The organism is Arthrobacter sp. AG367 (assembly GCF_007828995.1).
In the GTDB taxonomy this organism is placed as follows: Bacteria; Actinomycetota; Actinomycetes; order Actinomycetales; family Micrococcaceae; genus Arthrobacter.
Genome location: NZ_VIVE01000012.1, coordinates 1 through 15,474, shown reverse-complemented (window position 1 = coordinate 15,474; position 15,474 = coordinate 1). Strand labels below are relative to the sequence as shown.

Sequence of the window (15,474 nt, the reverse complement as noted above, 5' to 3'; positions counted from 1 at the left end):
CAAGAAACCAAGGAACACCCAATGACACGACCAATCACGCTGTTCACCGGCCAGTGGGCCGACCTGCCCTTCGAGGAAGTGGCCCGGCTTGCCGGCGAGTGGGGCTTTGACGGGCTGGAAATCGCCTGCTGGGGCGACCACCTGGACCCCCGCCGGGCTGCGGAGGACGACAACTACCTCCAGGGCCGGCTGGACATCCTCGAGAAGAACAACCTCAAGGTCTTCGCCATCGCCAACCACCTCACGGGCCAGGCCGTCTGCGATGACCCTATCGATGAGCGCCACCAGGGCATCCTGTCCGCGGAAGTCTGGGGCAATGGCGAGCCTGAAGGGGTGCGCCGGCGGGCGGCGGAGGCCATGAAGGACACCGCGCGGGCGGCCGCACGGCTTGGCGTCAAGACCGTGACGGGGTTCACCGGTTCGTCCATCTGGAAGGCCGTCGCCATGTTCCCGCCGGCCTCGCAGGCAATGATCGACGCCGGTTACCAGGACTTCGCGGACCGGTGGAACCCCATCCTGGACGTCTTCGACGAGGCAGGTGTCCGGTTCGCACTCGAGGTCCACCCGTCTGAAATCGCCTACGACTACTGGACGGCGAAACGGACCCTTGAGGCTATTGGCCACAGGGCGAACTTTGGCCTGAACTTCGACCCCTCCCACTTCATCTGGCAGGACCTGGATCCCGTGATGTTCCTGCAGGACTTCGCGGACAAGATCTTCCATGTGCATGTAAAGGAATCCGTCCGGCAGCTGGATGGCCGCAACGGCCGCCTGGGTTCGCACCTCGCCTGGGCGGATCCCCGGCGGGGCTGGGACTTCGTCACGGGAGGACACGGTGACGTGCAGTGGAACCGGATCTTCCGGACCCTGAACGCCATTGGCTACGACGGCCCCACCAGCATCGAATGGGAGGATGCCGGAATGGACCGCCTCATCGGCGCCCCGCAGGCCCTTGCCATGGTCCAGGAACTGGCCCGCATCGCCCCGCCCGCAGCCGCTTTCGACGCCGCCTTCGCCAGCCGCTGACCCCCTGCTCTTTCCGGCCCGCAAGGCCGGTAGCCAAACAAAGGAAATTCAATGACAGAACGAAAGAATGCACTGGTGGTCCGCGGCGGCTGGGACGGCCACCAGCCCTACGAGGCCACCGAGCTCTTCATTCCCTATCTCAAAGACAACGGCTATGACGTCCGGGTGGAGGAATCCCCCAAGGTCTACGCCGACGCCGCCTGCATGGCCGGTGTGGACCTGATCATGCAGTGCATGACCATGTCCACCATCGAAAAGGACGAGTTCGCCGGACTGCGGGCCGCCGTGGAGAACGGCACCGGCCTGGCCGGCTGGCACGGTGGAATTGCCGATTCCTACCGGAACACCTCCGACTACCTGCACCTGATCGGCGGCCAGTTCGCCTGCCACCCTGGAAAGCACCCGGATGAGTGCATCGGCGAGCAGTCGGACAACTACGTGCCCTATACCGTCAACATGCTGCCCGCGGCCGCCGAACACCCCATCACCCGGGGCATCCAGGACTTCGACCTGGTCACCGAGCAGTACTGGGTCCTCTCCGACGACTACATCGATGTCCTGGCCACCACCACCCAGAAGGTCCGTGAATGGGACCCGTGGAACCGTGAAGTGACCTCCCCCGCCATCTGGACCCGCCAGTGGGGCAAGGGCCGCATCTTCGTCGCCACCCCCGGCCATCGGGTCGAAATCCTCCAGGACACCAATGTCCGCACCATCATCGAAAGGGGCCTGCTGTGGGCAAGCCGTTGAAAGTCGGAATCATTGGCTGCGGAGCCATCATCGCGCAGTACCTGGCGAACTTCCGCAAACTCAGCCAGATCGACCTGGTGGCCGTGGCGGACCTGGACCCCGCACGTGCCCAGGCCGTGGCGGATGGCTACGAAGGTGTCCGCGCCATTTCCGTGGAGGAACTCCTCGCCGCGGACGACGTCGAACTTGTCCTGAACCTGACCATCCCCGCCGCCCACGCCGAGGTGGCACTGAAGGCCATCGCCGCCGGAAAGAGCGTCTACGGCGAGAAGCCCCTTGCTGCCACGACTGAGGAGGCGCGCCAGGTGCTGGACGCGGCACGCGAGGCCGGCGTCGCCGTCGGCTGCGCTCCTGACACCGTACTGGGCACCGGCATCCAGACCGCCCGCAAGGCGATCGACGACGGGCTGGTCGGCGCCCCCATCTCGGCGTCGGCAACCATGGTGACCCCAGGCCACGAGCGCTGGCACCCGAACCCGGACTTCTACTACCAGCCCGGCGGCGGCCCGCTGCTGGACATGGGCCCCTACTACGTCACCGCCCTGGTGACCCTGCTGGGTCCGGTCGTCTCCGTGATGGGCGCGGCCAGCCACACCCGGAATGAGCGCACCATCGGCTCGGGGCCGCGCCAGGGCGAGAAAGTGCCGGTCGCCATCGACTCCCACGTGACCGGCGTCCTGGTCCATGCCTCCGGTGCGCTGTCCACCCTCTTCATGAGCTTCGATGCCGTGAAGTCGAAGTCGCCCAACATCGAGATCCATGGCGAGCGCGGTTCCCTGGTGGTGCCGGATCCGAACCACTTTGACGGCGACGTCCAGCTGTTCTCCCTCGGCGCCGAGGACTGGGAGACCCTTCCCGCCTCCGCAGGGTACGTCGACGCCGGACGCGGGTTCGGCATCGCGGACCTTGCCGCCACCCCGCAAGGCAAGGAGCCCAGGGCGGGTGGCGCACTTGCCTTCCACGTCCTGGAAGTCATGGAATCCGTCCTCAAAGCCGCACGCAGCGGCATGACGGTCGGCATCCGGAGCACGGTGGAGCGTCCGGAAAGCGTGGCCCTCACCGTCCTGGCCGAACAGGCGGACGCGCTCCAGTCCCAGTAGCCGGCTGTCCGGAACCGTGCCGCTTTGTGGCAGTAAAGCTACCGCAGCCCGTCGCTGCGGGCGGCGCGGTTCCGGCCCAGCGATTTGGCCCGGTACAGGGCAGCATCCGCTGCGGCGATAAGTTGGTCAACATCGGAGGTCACGCCGTCGTAGGTGGAAATGCCGTAACTCGCGGTGGGCATCTCCATGCCGCCCGGCGTGTCCGCGCCGGCCATGCGCCTGCTGATCTCCTCGGCAATCGTCTCGGCCCGTTCGGCGCTTGCTCCGGGAACCAGGATGACGAACTCTTCCCCGCCGTACCTCCCCGTCAGATCTGTGGAGCGCACGGTGGTAGCGCAGGCGTCGGCGAAGGCCTGCAGCGCCAGGTCGCCGGCGGCATGCCCATAGGTGTCGTTGACAGTCTTGAAGTGGTCAAGGTCGGCAAGGATCAGGGCTCCCGAGCCGCCGGTGATGGTGCGGTCGGCCAACTGCTCGGTGGCCAGGTCCAGGAAGGCCTTGCGGTTCAGGAGCCCGGTGAGGTCGTCGCGGCTGGCCACCACGCGCAGGGCACGCGTCTGCTGTTCGGTGCTCAAGGCCGCCATGCTGAAGGACACCACCACCAGCAGGACCATGGTCACCAGGGTGGTGATGGCGGACCCAAAAACGGTGACGAAGACAGGCCCGTTCTGGCCCTCCAGCAGGAACGCCAGCCACCGGAAGAAGTAGAAGACACTGAGCCCTCCGGCCGCCACAGCCATGGGGATCCGGACCCGCGAATACCCGGGCTCAAGGCGCCAGAGCTCACGGGACGCCAATCCGACGGTCAGGCTCATGGCGGCGAGGAACACCGTGCCGCCGGACCAGGTGTTGGTGGCGGGTTGGTCCAGCAGGGAGGCCACCAGGGTGACCAAGGGAATGCCGGTAAAGGCCCACCTGGGAGGCCGTACGGTCCGCAGGGAGCGCGCCCCGGCCCACACTGCAACGCCGCCGTGCACCAGCAGGGTGTTTCCCAGGGGGTTGGCCCACACCTGATGCACTGTGCCGTCAAACAGGAAGCAGCCTGATCCGGCCAGGAAGAACAGCAGGGCACCGCACCACCAGGCGCTGTATGGCGAACGCGTCAGCCGGTAGGCGGAAAAGTAGAAGAGAACCACCAGGACCAGGGCCATGAGGCCGAAAGCGATGCGCAGGGTCGCCGTGTCCAGAACCATGTGCCAGAAGTCCCCCCAGAAGGCCCGATGTTGCCCAGCACAGTATGGCATCCACGCACACCGTACAGAAGCGTCCGTACCCCTGAAGGACAGCCGTCAAACTCGCCTAGGGTGGCAGGTACCACCCAGGCAATGAAAGGCCCGCCCATGCTCCTCCTTTTCGGCTTCAAGACCGTCCACAAGGCCCTCCCGGGCCGGACGGCAACCTGCCAGCACTGCGGCGCCTTCGTCCACCATGCCCTGGACGAACAGGCCACCAAGTTCACACTGTTCTTCATCCCTGTCCTCACGGTGTCCCGGAAATACCTGATCACCTGCACCAACTGCGGCTACGCTTCGTCCATCAGCGGACGGCAGAAGCGGGCGCAGGAACTTCGGTGGTAGCACGCGGCAATCCCCTGCGGAAGATGCCAACCTCTAGCCTCCGGCGTTGGCGGCCGCTAAAGTGGGAGACGGTCCCGCCCCGCCGCTTCCGGCAGGAGGACGGGAAACCGCACAAGGGAATGGAGGTGGTTTTGATGACTGCAGTTGCCGCGCGCCCTGGGCGCCCCGCATCCATCACACCCACCATCCCTCCCGGCTGCCTTCGCGGTTCCTGACGCTGCGCGTCCACCCGCACTGCACCGGGGACAGCCCAAGGAACCACCGTGCATACTTCTTCAGGCAACCCCCTGGACACCACCAACACCACAGAAACAGACAGCGCTGCTGGCACTCGTCCGCTGCCCGGCCCCTCCGCATACGGCTACACGCCCGCCGTTGCCGGCTATTTCGATCAGCATCCCTGTCCGCCGGCAACTGAACGGGGCCGGGTGGTCCGCGTGGACCGCACCCTGCTGCTCGTCGCGGTCCATGACGGTCTCCTCCACCTGCCCTACCCGCTCTCGGGCGAGCCGGCCGTCACCGGAGACTGGGTCTGGATCGGCCCCAACCGGGGCGGCGACCGGCAAATCCTGGCCGTCCTCCCCCGCCGCTCGGAACTCAGCCGCAAACGTGCCTTCGAGGATTCGTCCGCCGCGCAGGTCCTGGCCGCGAACATGGACACCGTGGGCGTGGTGGTGCCCGTGGACCGGCCCCTCACACACAACCGGTTGGAACGCACCCTCGTCGCCGCATGGGATTCCGGCGCCACCCCCCTGGTGATCATCACCAAGGCGGACCTGGCCGAGGTGGCGGACGACGTCGTCGGAAAAGTTATCCTTCAGGCGGCGGGCGTGGAGGTGGTCACCACATCCGCCGAAAACGGCGACGGCATCGACGAACTGATGGCACGGATTCCGCCGGGCGGAACCATCGTGCTGCTGGGACCGTCCGGTGCCGGCAAATCCACCTTGATCAATGCCCTGGTGGGCCGCGACGTCCAGCAGACCGCCGAAGTGCGGTCCGGAGACTTCAAGGGCAAGCACACCACCACCGTCCGCGAGCTGGTCCCGCTGTCCAACGGGACGGTGCTGATGGACACTCCCGGCGTGCGCGGATTTGGCCTGTTCGATGCCGGGGACGGCCTGGACGGGATGTTCGGCGACGTCGAGGAACTGGCTGCCGGCTGCCGGTTCGCTGACTGCTCACACGGGAGCGAGCCTGGCTGCGCCGTCCGCGAAGCAATCGACACCGGCGTCCTGGCCGCGCGCCGCTGGAACTCGTATCTGAAGATGCAGCGGGAACTGGCGGCGCTGGCGCGCCGCTCCGATGTCGCCGCCCAGCGCGCCTACCACCGGGAGTGGCACCAGAAGGTGGTTTTGGCGGGGAAGTCGCAACGCTGGGCTGAGCGCGAGGCCTCCGAACGCGGAAGCCGGAACGGAGACAAGGACCGGAAGCGCAAGCGGTAGGAGAACGCCTATTCCGTGTCATGGGTGGGGAGTAGGGTTCGGTCATGGACATCATCCTGGTACCCGGTTTCTGGTTGGACGCCTCGTCATGGGAGGGGGTAACACCTGCCCTGGAAGCAGCCGGGCACCGCCCCCATCCCCTCACGCTTCCCGGCAAGGACTCGGTGGATGCCAGCCGCGCAGGCATCAGCCTGCAGGACCATATCAATGCGGTGGTGGAGGTCCTGGACGGGCTGCCGGGCAGGGTGGTCCTGGTGGGCCACTCCGGCGGCGGGGCAATCATTCACGGGGTAGTGGATGCGCGGCCGGACAGGGTGGAACGCGCCATCTACGTGGACAGCGGGCCGCTGGCTGACGGCAGCGTCATCAACGACCAGTTGCCTGCCCACGGGGACGATGTCCCGCTGCCGCCCTGGCAGAGTTTTGACGACGCCGAACTGGTGGACCTCAACGACCGGCTGCGCCAGTCATTCCGCGCCCGCGCCGTTCCCGAACCCCGCGGCGTGGCGTACGGCAGGCAGCGCCTGCATGACGGGCGCCGCTACGACGTTCCCGCCACCGTCATCTCGTGCGGGTTCCCCTCGGCCATGCTCCGGGAGTGGATCGCGGCAAACCATCCCTTCGTGGCGGAGCTGGCCAAGGTGCGGGACGTGGAATTCATCGACCTGCCCACCGGGCACTGGCCGCAGTTCACCAAACCGGACCAACTGGCCCAGGCCATCCTGTCGGCGGTGGACCGGACAGGCAGGGACTGAAACGAAATACTCTTGCGCGCTGCCAGTACGGTCCCCATAATAAATGAATGGCATTCATTTATTCCACCGCAGTCCGGGACAGCGCCGCCCCTGACCACGTATCCACCGGCACCGCAGGCCACATGCCCGCAGAGTGGGAGACCCACCAGCGCACATGGATGGCGTTTCCACCACCCAACGACACCTTCGGCCCCATCGGCAGCCCCACCCTTGACCGGGCCCGGGCCGCCTGGACCACGGTGGCCCAGACCATCGCCCGGCACGAGCCCGTGACGGTGGTGGCTGACCCCAGGGACGCCACGGCCGCACGGGAATGGCTCGGCAGCGGCATCGACGTCGTGGAGGTCCCGCTCGATGACGCCTGGCTGCGGGACAGCGGCCCCACGTTCGTGCACCAGCCCAACGGCGCACTGGCAGCCGTCGACTGGATCTTCAATGGATGGGGGGCTCAGGAGTGGGCGGCGTGGGCCAAGGACCAGGACGTTGCCCGGACTGTTGCAATAGGCACCGGAGTTCCCGTCTGGCCGAGCCCCTTGGTGAATGAGGGCGGCGGGTTCCATGTGGACGGCGAAGGGACCGTCCTGCTCACCGAAACGGTCCAATTGGATCCCCGCCGCAATCCCGGCGCCACCAAGGAATCGGTTGAAGCAGAAGTCCACGCCGCCCTGGGCACCACCAAAGCCATCTGGCTTCCACGCGGACTGACCCGGGATTACGACGAATTCGGCACACGGGGACACGTGGACATCGTGGCAGCCTTCGCCGGCGCCGGCACCATCCTGCTGCACCGCCAGGACGATCCCGCCCACCCCGACCATGCCGTCTACCTGCAGCTGAAGGCCGTCCTCGCGGGCCAGCTGGATGCCAAGGGCCGGCCGCTGCGCATTATCGACGTCCCGGCACCCACGGTGTTGCGCGATGCTGATGGCTGGGTGGATTGGTCCTACATCAACCACTACGTCGGCAACGACGTGGTGGTGCTGTGCAGCTTTGACGATCCCAACGACACCATCGCCGCGGGGATCCTGGAACGCGCGTATCCGGGCAGGACCGTGGAACTGGTGGATGCCAGGGACATCTTCGCTTTCGGCGGCGGCATCCACTGCATCACGCAGCAGCAGCCGGCTGCCAAGGATGGAGGCACACTGTGAAGCTCGCCGAAACGCAGGTTCCGCTGCCGGTGGGGCAGACGTTCGACGTCGTGGAGGCCGGCATCGCACAGCTGCGCGCCGCCCTCGACTCCGGCCAGGTCACCAGCGCGGAACTGGTCCGTCTCTACCTTGACCGCATCGAGAAGTATGACTCGCACGGCATACGCCTCAACGCCCTCGTCGTGATGAACCCGGATGCAGTTGCCGAAGCACAGGCGTCAGACCGGCGCCGCGCTGCCGGCTTCACCCTGGGACCCCTCGACGGTATCCCCTACACGGCTAAGGACAGCTACCAGGTAAAGGGGCTTACCGTAGCCGCGGGCTCACCGGCCTTCAAGGACCTGGTGGCACAGCGGGATGCCTTCACCATCGAACGGCTGCGGGCAGGCGGGGCGGTCCTGATCGGGCTCACCAACATGCCGCCCATGGCCAACGGAGGTATGCAGCGCGGCGTATATGGCCGGGCAGAGAGCCCCTACAACGCGGAATACCTCACCGCCGCCTTCGCCTCCGGATCATCCAACGGCTCCGGTACCGCCACGGCCGCCAGCTTCGCGGCATTCGGCCTCGCCGAGGAAACCTGGTCCTCGGGGCGGGCACCGGCGTCGAACAATGCCCTGTGCGCCTACACACCCTCGCGCGGCATCATCTCCGTACGTGGCAACTGGCCCCTGGTACCCACCATGGACGTGGTGGTGCCGCACACCCGCACCATGGCGGACCTGCTGGAGGTCCTGGATGTGGTGGTGGCGGATGACGCCGAGGCCCGCGGGGATTTCTGGCGCGTCCAGCCGTGGATCCCGCTGCCCAAGGCATCCGCCGTCCGCCCGCCGTCGTACGTTGGCCTCGCGGTCCGGGACGCTTCGGCGGCCGCGGGCGTGCTTGCGGGACAAAGGCTTGGCATCCCCCGGATGTACATCAATGCCGATCCCGCCGCCGGTACGGCCGAAGCACCTGGCATCGGCGGTCCCACGGGGCAACGGATCGAGACGCGCGGGTCCATCCTGGACCTCTGGAACGCGGCGCGGCGTGCTCTGGAAGCCGCGGGCGCGGAAGTGGTGGAAGTGGACTTCCCCGTGGTGTCCAACTATGAGGGCGACCGGCCCGGTTCGCCCACCATCGCCACCCGCGGACTGGTGTCGCCGGAGTATCTGCGGCGGGAGATCGTGGACCTGTCGGCCTGGGCGTGGCATGACTTCCTCGACGCCAACGGCGACCCGCGGCTGAACCGCCTTGCCGACGTCGACGGTTCCGCGATCTTCCCCGCCCCCCAGGGCGCGCTGCCGGACCGCTACGACGGGTTCGACGACGACATCGCCGACTATCCTTCCTGGATCCGCGACAACGGGGTTCCCGTCCTGGCCGACATTCCGCACCTGCCCGAAGGCCTGGCGGGACTTGAGGAAACCCGCCGGGTGGACCTGGAGGAATGGATGGACCGGCTGGGACTGGATGCCGTGGTGTTCCCGGCGGCGGCCGACGTGGCACCTGCCGACGCGGATACCAATGAACGCTCGGCGGACATCGCCTGGCGCAATGGCGTCTGGGTGGCCAATGGAAACCTGGTACCCCGCCACCTCGGCATCCCCACTGTCACGGTTCCGATGGGCATCGCTGCGGATATCGCGATGCCCGTTGGCCTCACCATCGCCGGCCGCGCCTACAGTGACACCCACGTGCTGCGGCTGGCCGCGGCCTTCGAAGCCACCGGGAGCCGCCGCGTTCCACCGCCGCGCACCACGCCCACAGGAAAAGCCTCAGGAAAGGGCACGGTAAACACGAACAGCGACTGACCATTCCCGCCCGATACGGATATTCTGGACGCAGTGATTCTCCTTCATTGCCTTTGATGTCCAGCCGTCCGCAGTTCCCGTCCTCCCCGGCAGGAACGGTGATTCCGCGTGCCACGGAGGGGAACCCCACCATGGGTTCCCCTCCGTCCCGCGCCCCTAACGGAACCACCCTCGGGAGCAATCATGAAACCCAACAACCCTCCTTCCGCCGCCACCCCCACCGGCCCGGCCGCCCTCCGGCCTGACTGTTCGCAGTGCTTTGCCCTGTGCTGCACGGCTTTCGGGTTCACCCGCTCGGCCGACTTCGCCATCGACAAACCGCCCGCCACGCCATGCCCCAACCTGGCGCCGGACTTCTCCTGCACCATCCATGACCGGCTCCGGCCCCGCGGGTTTGCGGGCTGCACGGTTTTCGACTGCTTCGGCGCAGGCCAGGCAGTCAGCCAGCGGCTGTTCAGGGGCATCAGCTGGCGGGAAGACCCGGAATCGGCGCCGGACATGTTCGCCGCCTTTAAAGTCCTGCGCCAATTGCACGAAATGCTGTGGCTCCTGGCCCAGGCAGGGGCGAAAGCCTACGGCCCGGACACCGCGGAGGATGTCCGCCGCTTGCAGGCGAAGGTCAGGGCAGTTGCAGCGGGCGCCCTTGAGGAGGTCCTCGCAGCCGACATCGCATCCCTGCACCTCCAGGTGGGCGGCGCACTCCGCGAGGTCAGTGAGGAGGTCCGCGCGGGCTACTTCGGCGCCGGCCCCTCCGGCGACGATCCGCGCCTGGTCCGCCTGGCGCCGGGCGCCGACCTCGCGGGAGCAAACCTGCGCGGCCTGCCGCTGTGCGCTGCGGACCTTCGCGGTGCCTGCCTGATCGCCGCGGACCTCCGGGGCGCCGACCTGACGGCAGCGGACCTCCTTGGTGCCGACCTGCGGGATGCAAAGCTCGACGACGCCGACCTCACCGGGGCGCTCTTCCTCACCCAGGCGCAAATCACCGCGGCCCACGGCAGCGCTTCCACCCTCCTCCCCGCCGGGCTTGAGCAGCCCGGGCACTGGCATGCTGCCACTCCTGCGGCCCCCGCCCGTCCCGTGGAAGCGCCTTGACAGCGAAGATTGTTAGCGCTGACAGTTGGAGGAAACCGATGTCAAACGAAAGCCACCCGATGAAGAACTGGGCAGGAAACCTCGAATACTCCTCCGCGGACGTGCGGCGGCCGGAATCCGTAGCGGAGCTGGCGGACATCGTGGCGGACTCGCCGCGGGTCAAGGCCCTGGGCTCCCGGCACTCCTTTAACCGGGTGGGCGACACTGACGGCGTCCACATCCTCCTCGATGCCCTGCCGCAGCAGGTGGAACTGGATGCCGGGCGGGGAACCGTGCGGGTCAGCGGCGGGGTGAGCTACGGGGCACTGTGCCGGACCTTGGAGGAGTCCGGGGTTGCCATCCACAACCTGGCCTCGCTGCCGCACATTTCGGTAGCCGGTGCGGTCCAGACCGGCACGCACGGCTCCGGGGTGGACAACCCGTCCCTCGCCGGCGCCGTGGAATCCATCGACCTGGTGCGGGCCTCGGGCGAGCAGGTGACACTTACCCGGGCGGACGGCGATGAGTTCCTTGCCAGCGCGGTGGGCATCGGCGCCCTGGGCATCGTCACCGGACTGGAACTGGCGGTACGTCCCAGCTTCACAGTGCGCCAGCGTGTTCTGGAGGACCTTCCCTGGGACAACGCCCTGTCGGATTTCACCGCCATCGTCTCCAGCGCCTACAGCGTGAGCCTGTTTACGGACTACGCCGGCGACCGGATCAACCAGGTCTGGCTCAAAGCACTCGACGGGGAGCAACCACCCGCCAACCTGTTTGGTGCCACCGCCGCCCTCCGTCCCCGGCACCCGCTGCCGGACATGTCCGCCGAGAATTGCACTGCACAGCTGGACGAACCCGGGCCTTGGCTGGACCGGCTGCCGCACTTCCGGCACGAGTTCACTCCCAGCAACGGGGACGAACTGCAAAGCGAATTCATCCTTCCCCTGGAGCACGCCCCCGCCGCCCTCCAGGCAGTCCGCGGGCTGGCCGGCCAACTTGCACCCCTGCTCTTCGTCTCGGAGATCCGCACCGGAGCCGCCGACGAGTTCTGGCTCAGCCCTTTCTACCGTCAGCAGAGCGTTGCCCTGCACTTCACCTGGAAACCGCTGCAGCCGGAGGTGGAAGCCTTCCTCCCACTCCTGGAAGACGCCCTCCGGCCCTTCGGGGCGCGCCCGCACTGGGGCAAACTGTTCACCGCGGACGCCCATGACTGGGAAAAGCTGTACCCGCGCTTCGCCGACTTCCGTTCCTTTGCCGCCGGGCACGACCCGGAGGGCAAGTTCCGGAACGGACTCCTGGACAGCATCCTCGGCGTCCCGGCCCGCCGGTAGGCACCGCCGGTACGCTTGAGGCATGACCTTCCGCGCCGCCGTCGTTACTGCCGCCTCCCTGTCCACCGCCCTGTTGCTGCTGACCGGATGTGGCGGGGTGGAGGAGGCTGCGGGCAATGCCGCCAGCGATGCCGCATCCAAAGTTGCCTCCGCCGCCGCACAGGAAGTCAACCGGCAAATCTGCGCGGTGGTGCAGGACGGCCTGGTCAGCGTGGAGGACCGACAGGCGCTGGCCGGGCTCGTCTCGGCGGCACGCACGGCAGGGGTACCGGCGGAAATTACGACGCCGTTGGGCCAGATCGCCGAAGCCGGAGACCAGGTGCCGGCAGACTCAGTCCGGGCCTTGAAGGACGCCTGCCAGGCCTGACGGACGGGCTGACTGTCGGGGGGGCCGGAAGACCCTTCAGCCGCCTCTTCCCCGGTGCTAGCGTGAAGTGACGAACCAATAAGCCTGCGACACTCGTCACGCGCGAAGGAGATCGTACGGCAGAACGCGGCAATACCCATCCGCGGTTCCAGCCTGAAGGCATACGCGGACCTGTACCGCCTGCCCGGCCCCTGGTGCACAGCCTACGTGGATGCCGGAACCGGAACAGTGGACAGCCTGGAAGCCGGCGACGTCCGGGCCGGAAACACCCGCGCCCAGCTCGAGGCCCAGGGAGCGACGTCCGCTGACATCGACGCCATGGAACAGGCCCTTACGCCGGCTACGGGGATGCCGTTCCCCGTGTCCAGGTTCGTGCTGGTCCACGGCGGGAAAGCCGAACTCAACGAGGTGCTCCCGGGGCGGGTGCCCCTGCCAGCGTCCGGGAGGTGGAGGGCGAGTCCGAACACATTCACAAATTCCATGGCGGCGGCTGGTCGGAGCTGCGGTTCCAGCACCACACCGAGGACGTGTGGCGCCGGAACGCCGACGAAGTGGCGGGCGAAATAGACAGGGTGGCCAGTGCGGGCGGCGCCCGGCTGATTGTTCTCGCCGGCGATATCCGCGCCCGCGGGCTGGTCAGGGAAAACCTCTCCGAGGCCGGCAGGGCACTGTTGTCGGAGGTCGATTCCCACACGCACACTGCCGGGGCGGACAGCGCCAACCTGGAGGACCAGGTCAGCCAGCGGGTGGCGGAGGTCTGGGCTGAAGAACAGCAGGCGGTCATGGACAGGCTGGCAGTCCAGGAGGGCCAGGCAAATCCGGAAGCGGCCCACGGGGCGGGAGCTGTAGTCCACGCGCTCCAGCAGGGACAGGTTGAGGTCCTGATCCTTGATGACGCCGCCCTGTCCCGGCGGACCATGCTGGCCTTGGATGCCGAACCGTGGATCGCCACGGCCAAAGAGGAAGCCCTGGCGGCAGGAATACTTGGCGAAGTTCCGGCCCCTGCCGCCCTGTTGCGGGCAGCTGCCCTGACTGACGCCCGCGTTCTCCTGGTCCCTGGACCTGTCCTGCCGGAGGGCGTGGATGTGGCGGCACTGCTCCGCTGGTCCCCGGGCCCGGGCGTCCCGTCGTCGTAATCAGCCTATGCAGCCCACCTGGTGCAAGGGGGACTGCTGGTGGAGGAACGGGAAGCCGAAGGTTGGACAAAAACAGTGGCCGGTCCGAAAGGTCCGGCCACTGCTTTTTAGACTTCCCGTCAATTCTGGCGGGGCTGGTCCCATCCCCGCAGGCCGCCTGCACGCCCGGCCTGCGGCCGGTGACCGTGCGCGGCCCGGTGTTCGGGAGGGGCAAACGGAACCACGCCGGTGTCGTGGCTGAGCGGTGCGGCGCGGACAAACTTTGTCAGCTCCTCGCGGAGTGCCTTCCATGCGATGTCCGGATCGTCAGGATAGGCCTTGACCTCTGCCTCCCGCGCCGCTTCAACGGCGGCAACACCGGCATCGGTGAGTTCCACTTTCAGCTGCCTTCGGTCTGTGGCATGGCGCATCCTGGTGATGAGTCCTGTGGATTCAAGCCGGGTCAGGACACGGCCCAACGTCTGGCTTTGGACCCTGATCGCGTCGGCAAGCTGTTCCTGGTTCAGTGGGCCCCCCATCAGGCCTTCCAATGCAATAACAGCGGCACGGGTGAGGCCAAGGGGGGCCAGTGCATCGTCCTGCCGCCGCTGGATCAGCCGTGCCGCCAGAGTGATCAGGCGGTAGCTGCTCCGGGCGTCCGGATCGAGATTGCTGGTCATCGGCCGCAGCCTTCCTGTAGGTGGCGAAAGTGCTGGTCACCATGCGTCGCTACACCCCTACAATAAGCATGCTTAGCAACACATTCGCAAGTAGGCTTACTAACCGCCCACCTTCACGCCCTTGCATAGGCGCAGCCATTGGAAGCCGAACACCATTACCCCTTGCAATCGAAATGGGAAGTGTGCTTAGTATCTAATTAGTAACCTTGCTTACTAAGTTGCCAGCACTGCTGGTTCTTGTTCGCCAGCTAACCCTTTCTGAAAGAGAGCGATGATGACAGAGAACCAATGGCCCCAGACTCCACATACCCCCGCCGCCCCCGGTGTTGCCGATCCGTACGGCGCAACGGAAACAGCGCCCCAGCATGACTCTTACACGGGGGTTTCAACCGATTCCTCCAAGTCGCAGGCAGCCAAGGAAGAGGCTTCCAACGTTGCTGGTGAAGCCGCATCAGCCGCCCAGAATGTAGCGGAGACCGCCAAGGGCGAGGCCGCGAATGTGGCCCACGAGGCCAAGCTCAATGCCCAGGACCTGCTCCACCAGGCCAAGTCGGGCCTGACCACCCAGGCCGGCACGCAGCAGCAGAAGGCCGCCGAGGGCATCCGCAACATTTCCAGCCAGCTGCACAGCATGGCCAGCGCCCCGGACCAGCAGGGCATGGCCAACGACCTTGTCCGGCAGGCAGCCGAGCGGACCTCCTCCATCGCGTCCTGGCTGGAGAACCGGGAACCCGGCGACCTCCTGACCGAGGTCCAGCGGTACGCCCGCAACAATCCCGGCACGTTCCTGCTCCTCGCCGCCGGTGCCGGTGTCCTTGCCGGACGCCTCACCCGCGGCCTCACCGCAGGCGCCCCCGACTCGCAGGGGCAGGTCCAGGCTTCGGGCCAGCACCGCGCGGCGCAGACACCCCCGGCAGTGCAGTCACCGGTAGCGCCGCTGCGGCAGGAGACCGTGTACGCCGCCGGTAACGATGACCTCTTCAATGAGCCCACCGTCACAGGCGCAACCCCGGTATCCACCAGCACGCTTCCCTCGGGTACCGCGGAGGAAACCCCGCTCCGGTTCGACGACGACCCCTACCGGGCCGAAAACGGCGTGTACACCGGTGACGAGGCGTTCGGCACCGAGGGAACCTCCGGGACTGGCCGCCGCGGCACGGGTGGCCTGTAATGAGTAGCCAGATTCCGGAAATGCCGCCGAGTGCGGCGCATGTGAAAGCTGACAACGCGTCCCTGGGCGAGCTGCTGGGCGACGTAACCCGGGACCTGTCCACCCTGATGCGCCAGGAAGTAGAACTGGCCAAGGCCGAACTCAA

General features: G+C 67.1%; 16 protein-coding genes. 14 read left to right on the top strand and 2 right to left on the bottom strand.

Features of this window, described 5'->3' with window-relative positions; translation table 11 throughout:
• Positions 1 to 21: 21 nt before the first annotated feature.
• The 3 genes from FB478_RS19715 to FB478_RS19705 are packed head-to-tail and all read left to right on the top strand — an operon-like array spanning position 22 to position 2,876.
• The gene (locus FB478_RS19715) at positions 22 to 1,026 is read left to right on the top strand and encodes a sugar phosphate isomerase/epimerase (RefSeq protein ID WP_144601405.1); all 1,005 of its coding nucleotides are present in this window, start codon (positions 22 to 24) and stop codon (positions 1,024 to 1,026) included.
• Between the two features lie 51 nt (positions 1,027 to 1,077).
• Positions 1,078 to 1,776 (top strand): ThuA domain-containing protein, encoded by a 699-nt coding sequence (locus tag FB478_RS19710; RefSeq protein WP_144601404.1) that lies wholly within the window; start codon positions 1,078 to 1,080, stop codon positions 1,774 to 1,776.
• Positions 1,761 to 2,876, top strand: coding sequence for a Gfo/Idh/MocA family protein (locus FB478_RS19705; protein WP_144601403.1), 1,116 nt, complete (start codon positions 1,761 to 1,763; stop codon positions 2,874 to 2,876). The genes FB478_RS19710 and FB478_RS19705 overlap by 16 nt, the downstream gene beginning before the upstream one ends.
• A 38-nt stretch (positions 2,877 to 2,914) precedes the next feature.
• Here FB478_RS19705 and FB478_RS19700 read toward each other — a convergent pair whose 3' ends face one another.
• Entirely contained in the window at positions 2,915 to 4,066 is a 1,152-nt protein-coding gene (locus FB478_RS19700; protein ID WP_144601402.1) for a diguanylate cyclase, read from the bottom strand.
• Between the two features lie 147 nt (positions 4,067 to 4,213).
• Here FB478_RS19700 and FB478_RS19695 point away from each other — a divergent pair, with 147 nt between their 5' ends.
• The 9 genes from FB478_RS19695 to FB478_RS19655 all read left to right on the top strand — a co-directional run bounded on the left by FB478_RS19695 (position 4,214) and on the right by FB478_RS19655 (position 13,499).
• Positions 4,214 to 4,450, top strand: coding sequence for a zinc-ribbon domain-containing protein (locus tag FB478_RS19695; RefSeq protein ID WP_056389612.1), 237 nt, complete (start codon positions 4,214 to 4,216; stop codon positions 4,448 to 4,450).
• A gap of 263 nt (positions 4,451 to 4,713) precedes the next feature.
• Positions 4,714 to 5,895, top strand: coding sequence for a ribosome small subunit-dependent GTPase A (gene rsgA / locus FB478_RS19690; RefSeq protein WP_144601401.1), 1,182 nt, complete (start codon positions 4,714 to 4,716; stop codon positions 5,893 to 5,895).
• Between the two features lie 44 nt (positions 5,896 to 5,939).
• Positions 5,940 to 6,650: an alpha/beta fold hydrolase gene (locus FB478_RS19685; protein WP_056389617.1), complete on the top strand. Its 711-nt coding sequence runs from the start codon at positions 5,940 to 5,942 to the stop codon at positions 6,648 to 6,650.
• A 47-nt stretch (positions 6,651 to 6,697) separates the two neighbouring features.
• The gene (locus tag FB478_RS19680; protein ID WP_144601400.1) at positions 6,698 to 7,801 is read left to right on the top strand and encodes an agmatine/peptidylarginine deiminase; all 1,104 of its coding nucleotides are present in this window, start codon (positions 6,698 to 6,700) and stop codon (positions 7,799 to 7,801) included.
• Positions 7,798 to 9,594, top strand: a complete 1,797-nt coding sequence (locus FB478_RS19675; protein ID WP_186447847.1) for an amidase — start codon at positions 7,798 to 7,800, stop codon at positions 9,592 to 9,594. Before FB478_RS19680 ends, FB478_RS19675 begins: the two co-directional genes overlap by 4 nt.
• 183 nt (positions 9,595 to 9,777) lie before the next feature.
• Positions 9,778 to 10,686 (top strand): pentapeptide repeat-containing protein, encoded by a 909-nt coding sequence (locus tag FB478_RS19670; protein ID WP_144601399.1) that lies wholly within the window; start codon positions 9,778 to 9,780, stop codon positions 10,684 to 10,686.
• Between the two features lie 59 nt (positions 10,687 to 10,745).
• On the top strand, positions 10,746 to 11,996 hold the full coding sequence (locus FB478_RS19665) for a D-arabinono-1,4-lactone oxidase (protein ID WP_144601422.1): 1,251 nt from the start codon (positions 10,746 to 10,748) through the stop codon (positions 11,994 to 11,996).
• Positions 11,997 to 12,018: 22 nt separating this feature from the next.
• Complete coding sequence (locus tag FB478_RS19660) at positions 12,019 to 12,363, top strand: hypothetical protein (protein ID WP_018770404.1); 345 nt, start codon at positions 12,019 to 12,021, stop codon at positions 12,361 to 12,363.
• Between the two features lie 446 nt (positions 12,364 to 12,809).
• Complete coding sequence (locus FB478_RS19655) at positions 12,810 to 13,499, top strand: Vms1/Ankzf1 family peptidyl-tRNA hydrolase (RefSeq protein WP_261377473.1); 690 nt, start codon at positions 12,810 to 12,812, stop codon at positions 13,497 to 13,499.
• A gap of 119 nt (positions 13,500 to 13,618) precedes the next feature.
• Here FB478_RS19655 and FB478_RS19650 read toward each other — a convergent pair whose 3' ends face one another.
• Positions 13,619 to 14,158 carry a MarR family winged helix-turn-helix transcriptional regulator gene (locus FB478_RS19650; protein WP_018770406.1) on the bottom strand — a complete coding sequence of 180 codons (540 nt, stop codon included), beginning with the start codon at positions 14,156 to 14,158 and terminating at the stop codon, positions 13,619 to 13,621.
• Positions 14,159 to 14,432: 274 nt separating this feature from the next.
• Here FB478_RS19650 and FB478_RS19645 point away from each other — a divergent pair, with 274 nt between their 5' ends.
• Positions 14,433 to 15,329, top strand: coding sequence for a hypothetical protein (locus FB478_RS19645; protein WP_186447849.1), 897 nt, complete (start codon positions 14,433 to 14,435; stop codon positions 15,327 to 15,329).
• Positions 15,329 to 15,474 (top strand): phage holin family protein (locus tag FB478_RS21435; RefSeq protein WP_186447846.1); only part of this gene is annotated, 146 nt, incomplete at its 3' end. The genes FB478_RS19645 and FB478_RS21435, both read left to right, overlap by 1 nt.

Coding starts and splice junctions, on each gene's coding strand:
- FB478_RS19695 (WP_056389612.1), top strand. CDS start 4,214: ATGCTCCTCCTTTTCGGCTTCAAGACCGTCCACAAGGCCCTCCCGGGC.
- FB478_RS19680 (WP_144601400.1), top strand. CDS start 6,698: ATGGCATTCATTTATTCCACCGCAGTCCGGGACAGCGCCGCCCCTGAC.
- FB478_RS19645 (WP_186447849.1), top strand. CDS start 14,433: ATGACAGAGAACCAATGGCCCCAGACTCCACATACCCCCGCCGCCCCC.
- FB478_RS19660 (WP_018770404.1), top strand. CDS start 12,019: ATGACCTTCCGCGCCGCCGTCGTTACTGCCGCCTCCCTGTCCACCGCC.
- FB478_RS19670 (WP_144601399.1), top strand. CDS start 9,778: ATGAAACCCAACAACCCTCCTTCCGCCGCCACCCCCACCGGCCCGGCC.
- FB478_RS19665 (WP_144601422.1), top strand. CDS start 10,746: ATGAAGAACTGGGCAGGAAACCTCGAATACTCCTCCGCGGACGTGCGG.
- FB478_RS19685 (WP_056389617.1), top strand. CDS start 5,940: ATGGACATCATCCTGGTACCCGGTTTCTGGTTGGACGCCTCGTCATGG.
- FB478_RS19650 (WP_018770406.1), bottom strand. CDS start 14,158: ATGACCAGCAATCTCGATCCGGACGCCCGGAGCAGCTACCGCCTGATC.
- FB478_RS19715 (WP_144601405.1), top strand. CDS start 22: ATGACACGACCAATCACGCTGTTCACCGGCCAGTGGGCCGACCTGCCC.
- FB478_RS19710 (WP_144601404.1), top strand. CDS start 1,078: ATGACAGAACGAAAGAATGCACTGGTGGTCCGCGGCGGCTGGGACGGC.
- FB478_RS19700 (WP_144601402.1), bottom strand. CDS start 4,066: ATGGTTCTGGACACGGCGACCCTGCGCATCGCTTTCGGCCTCATGGCC.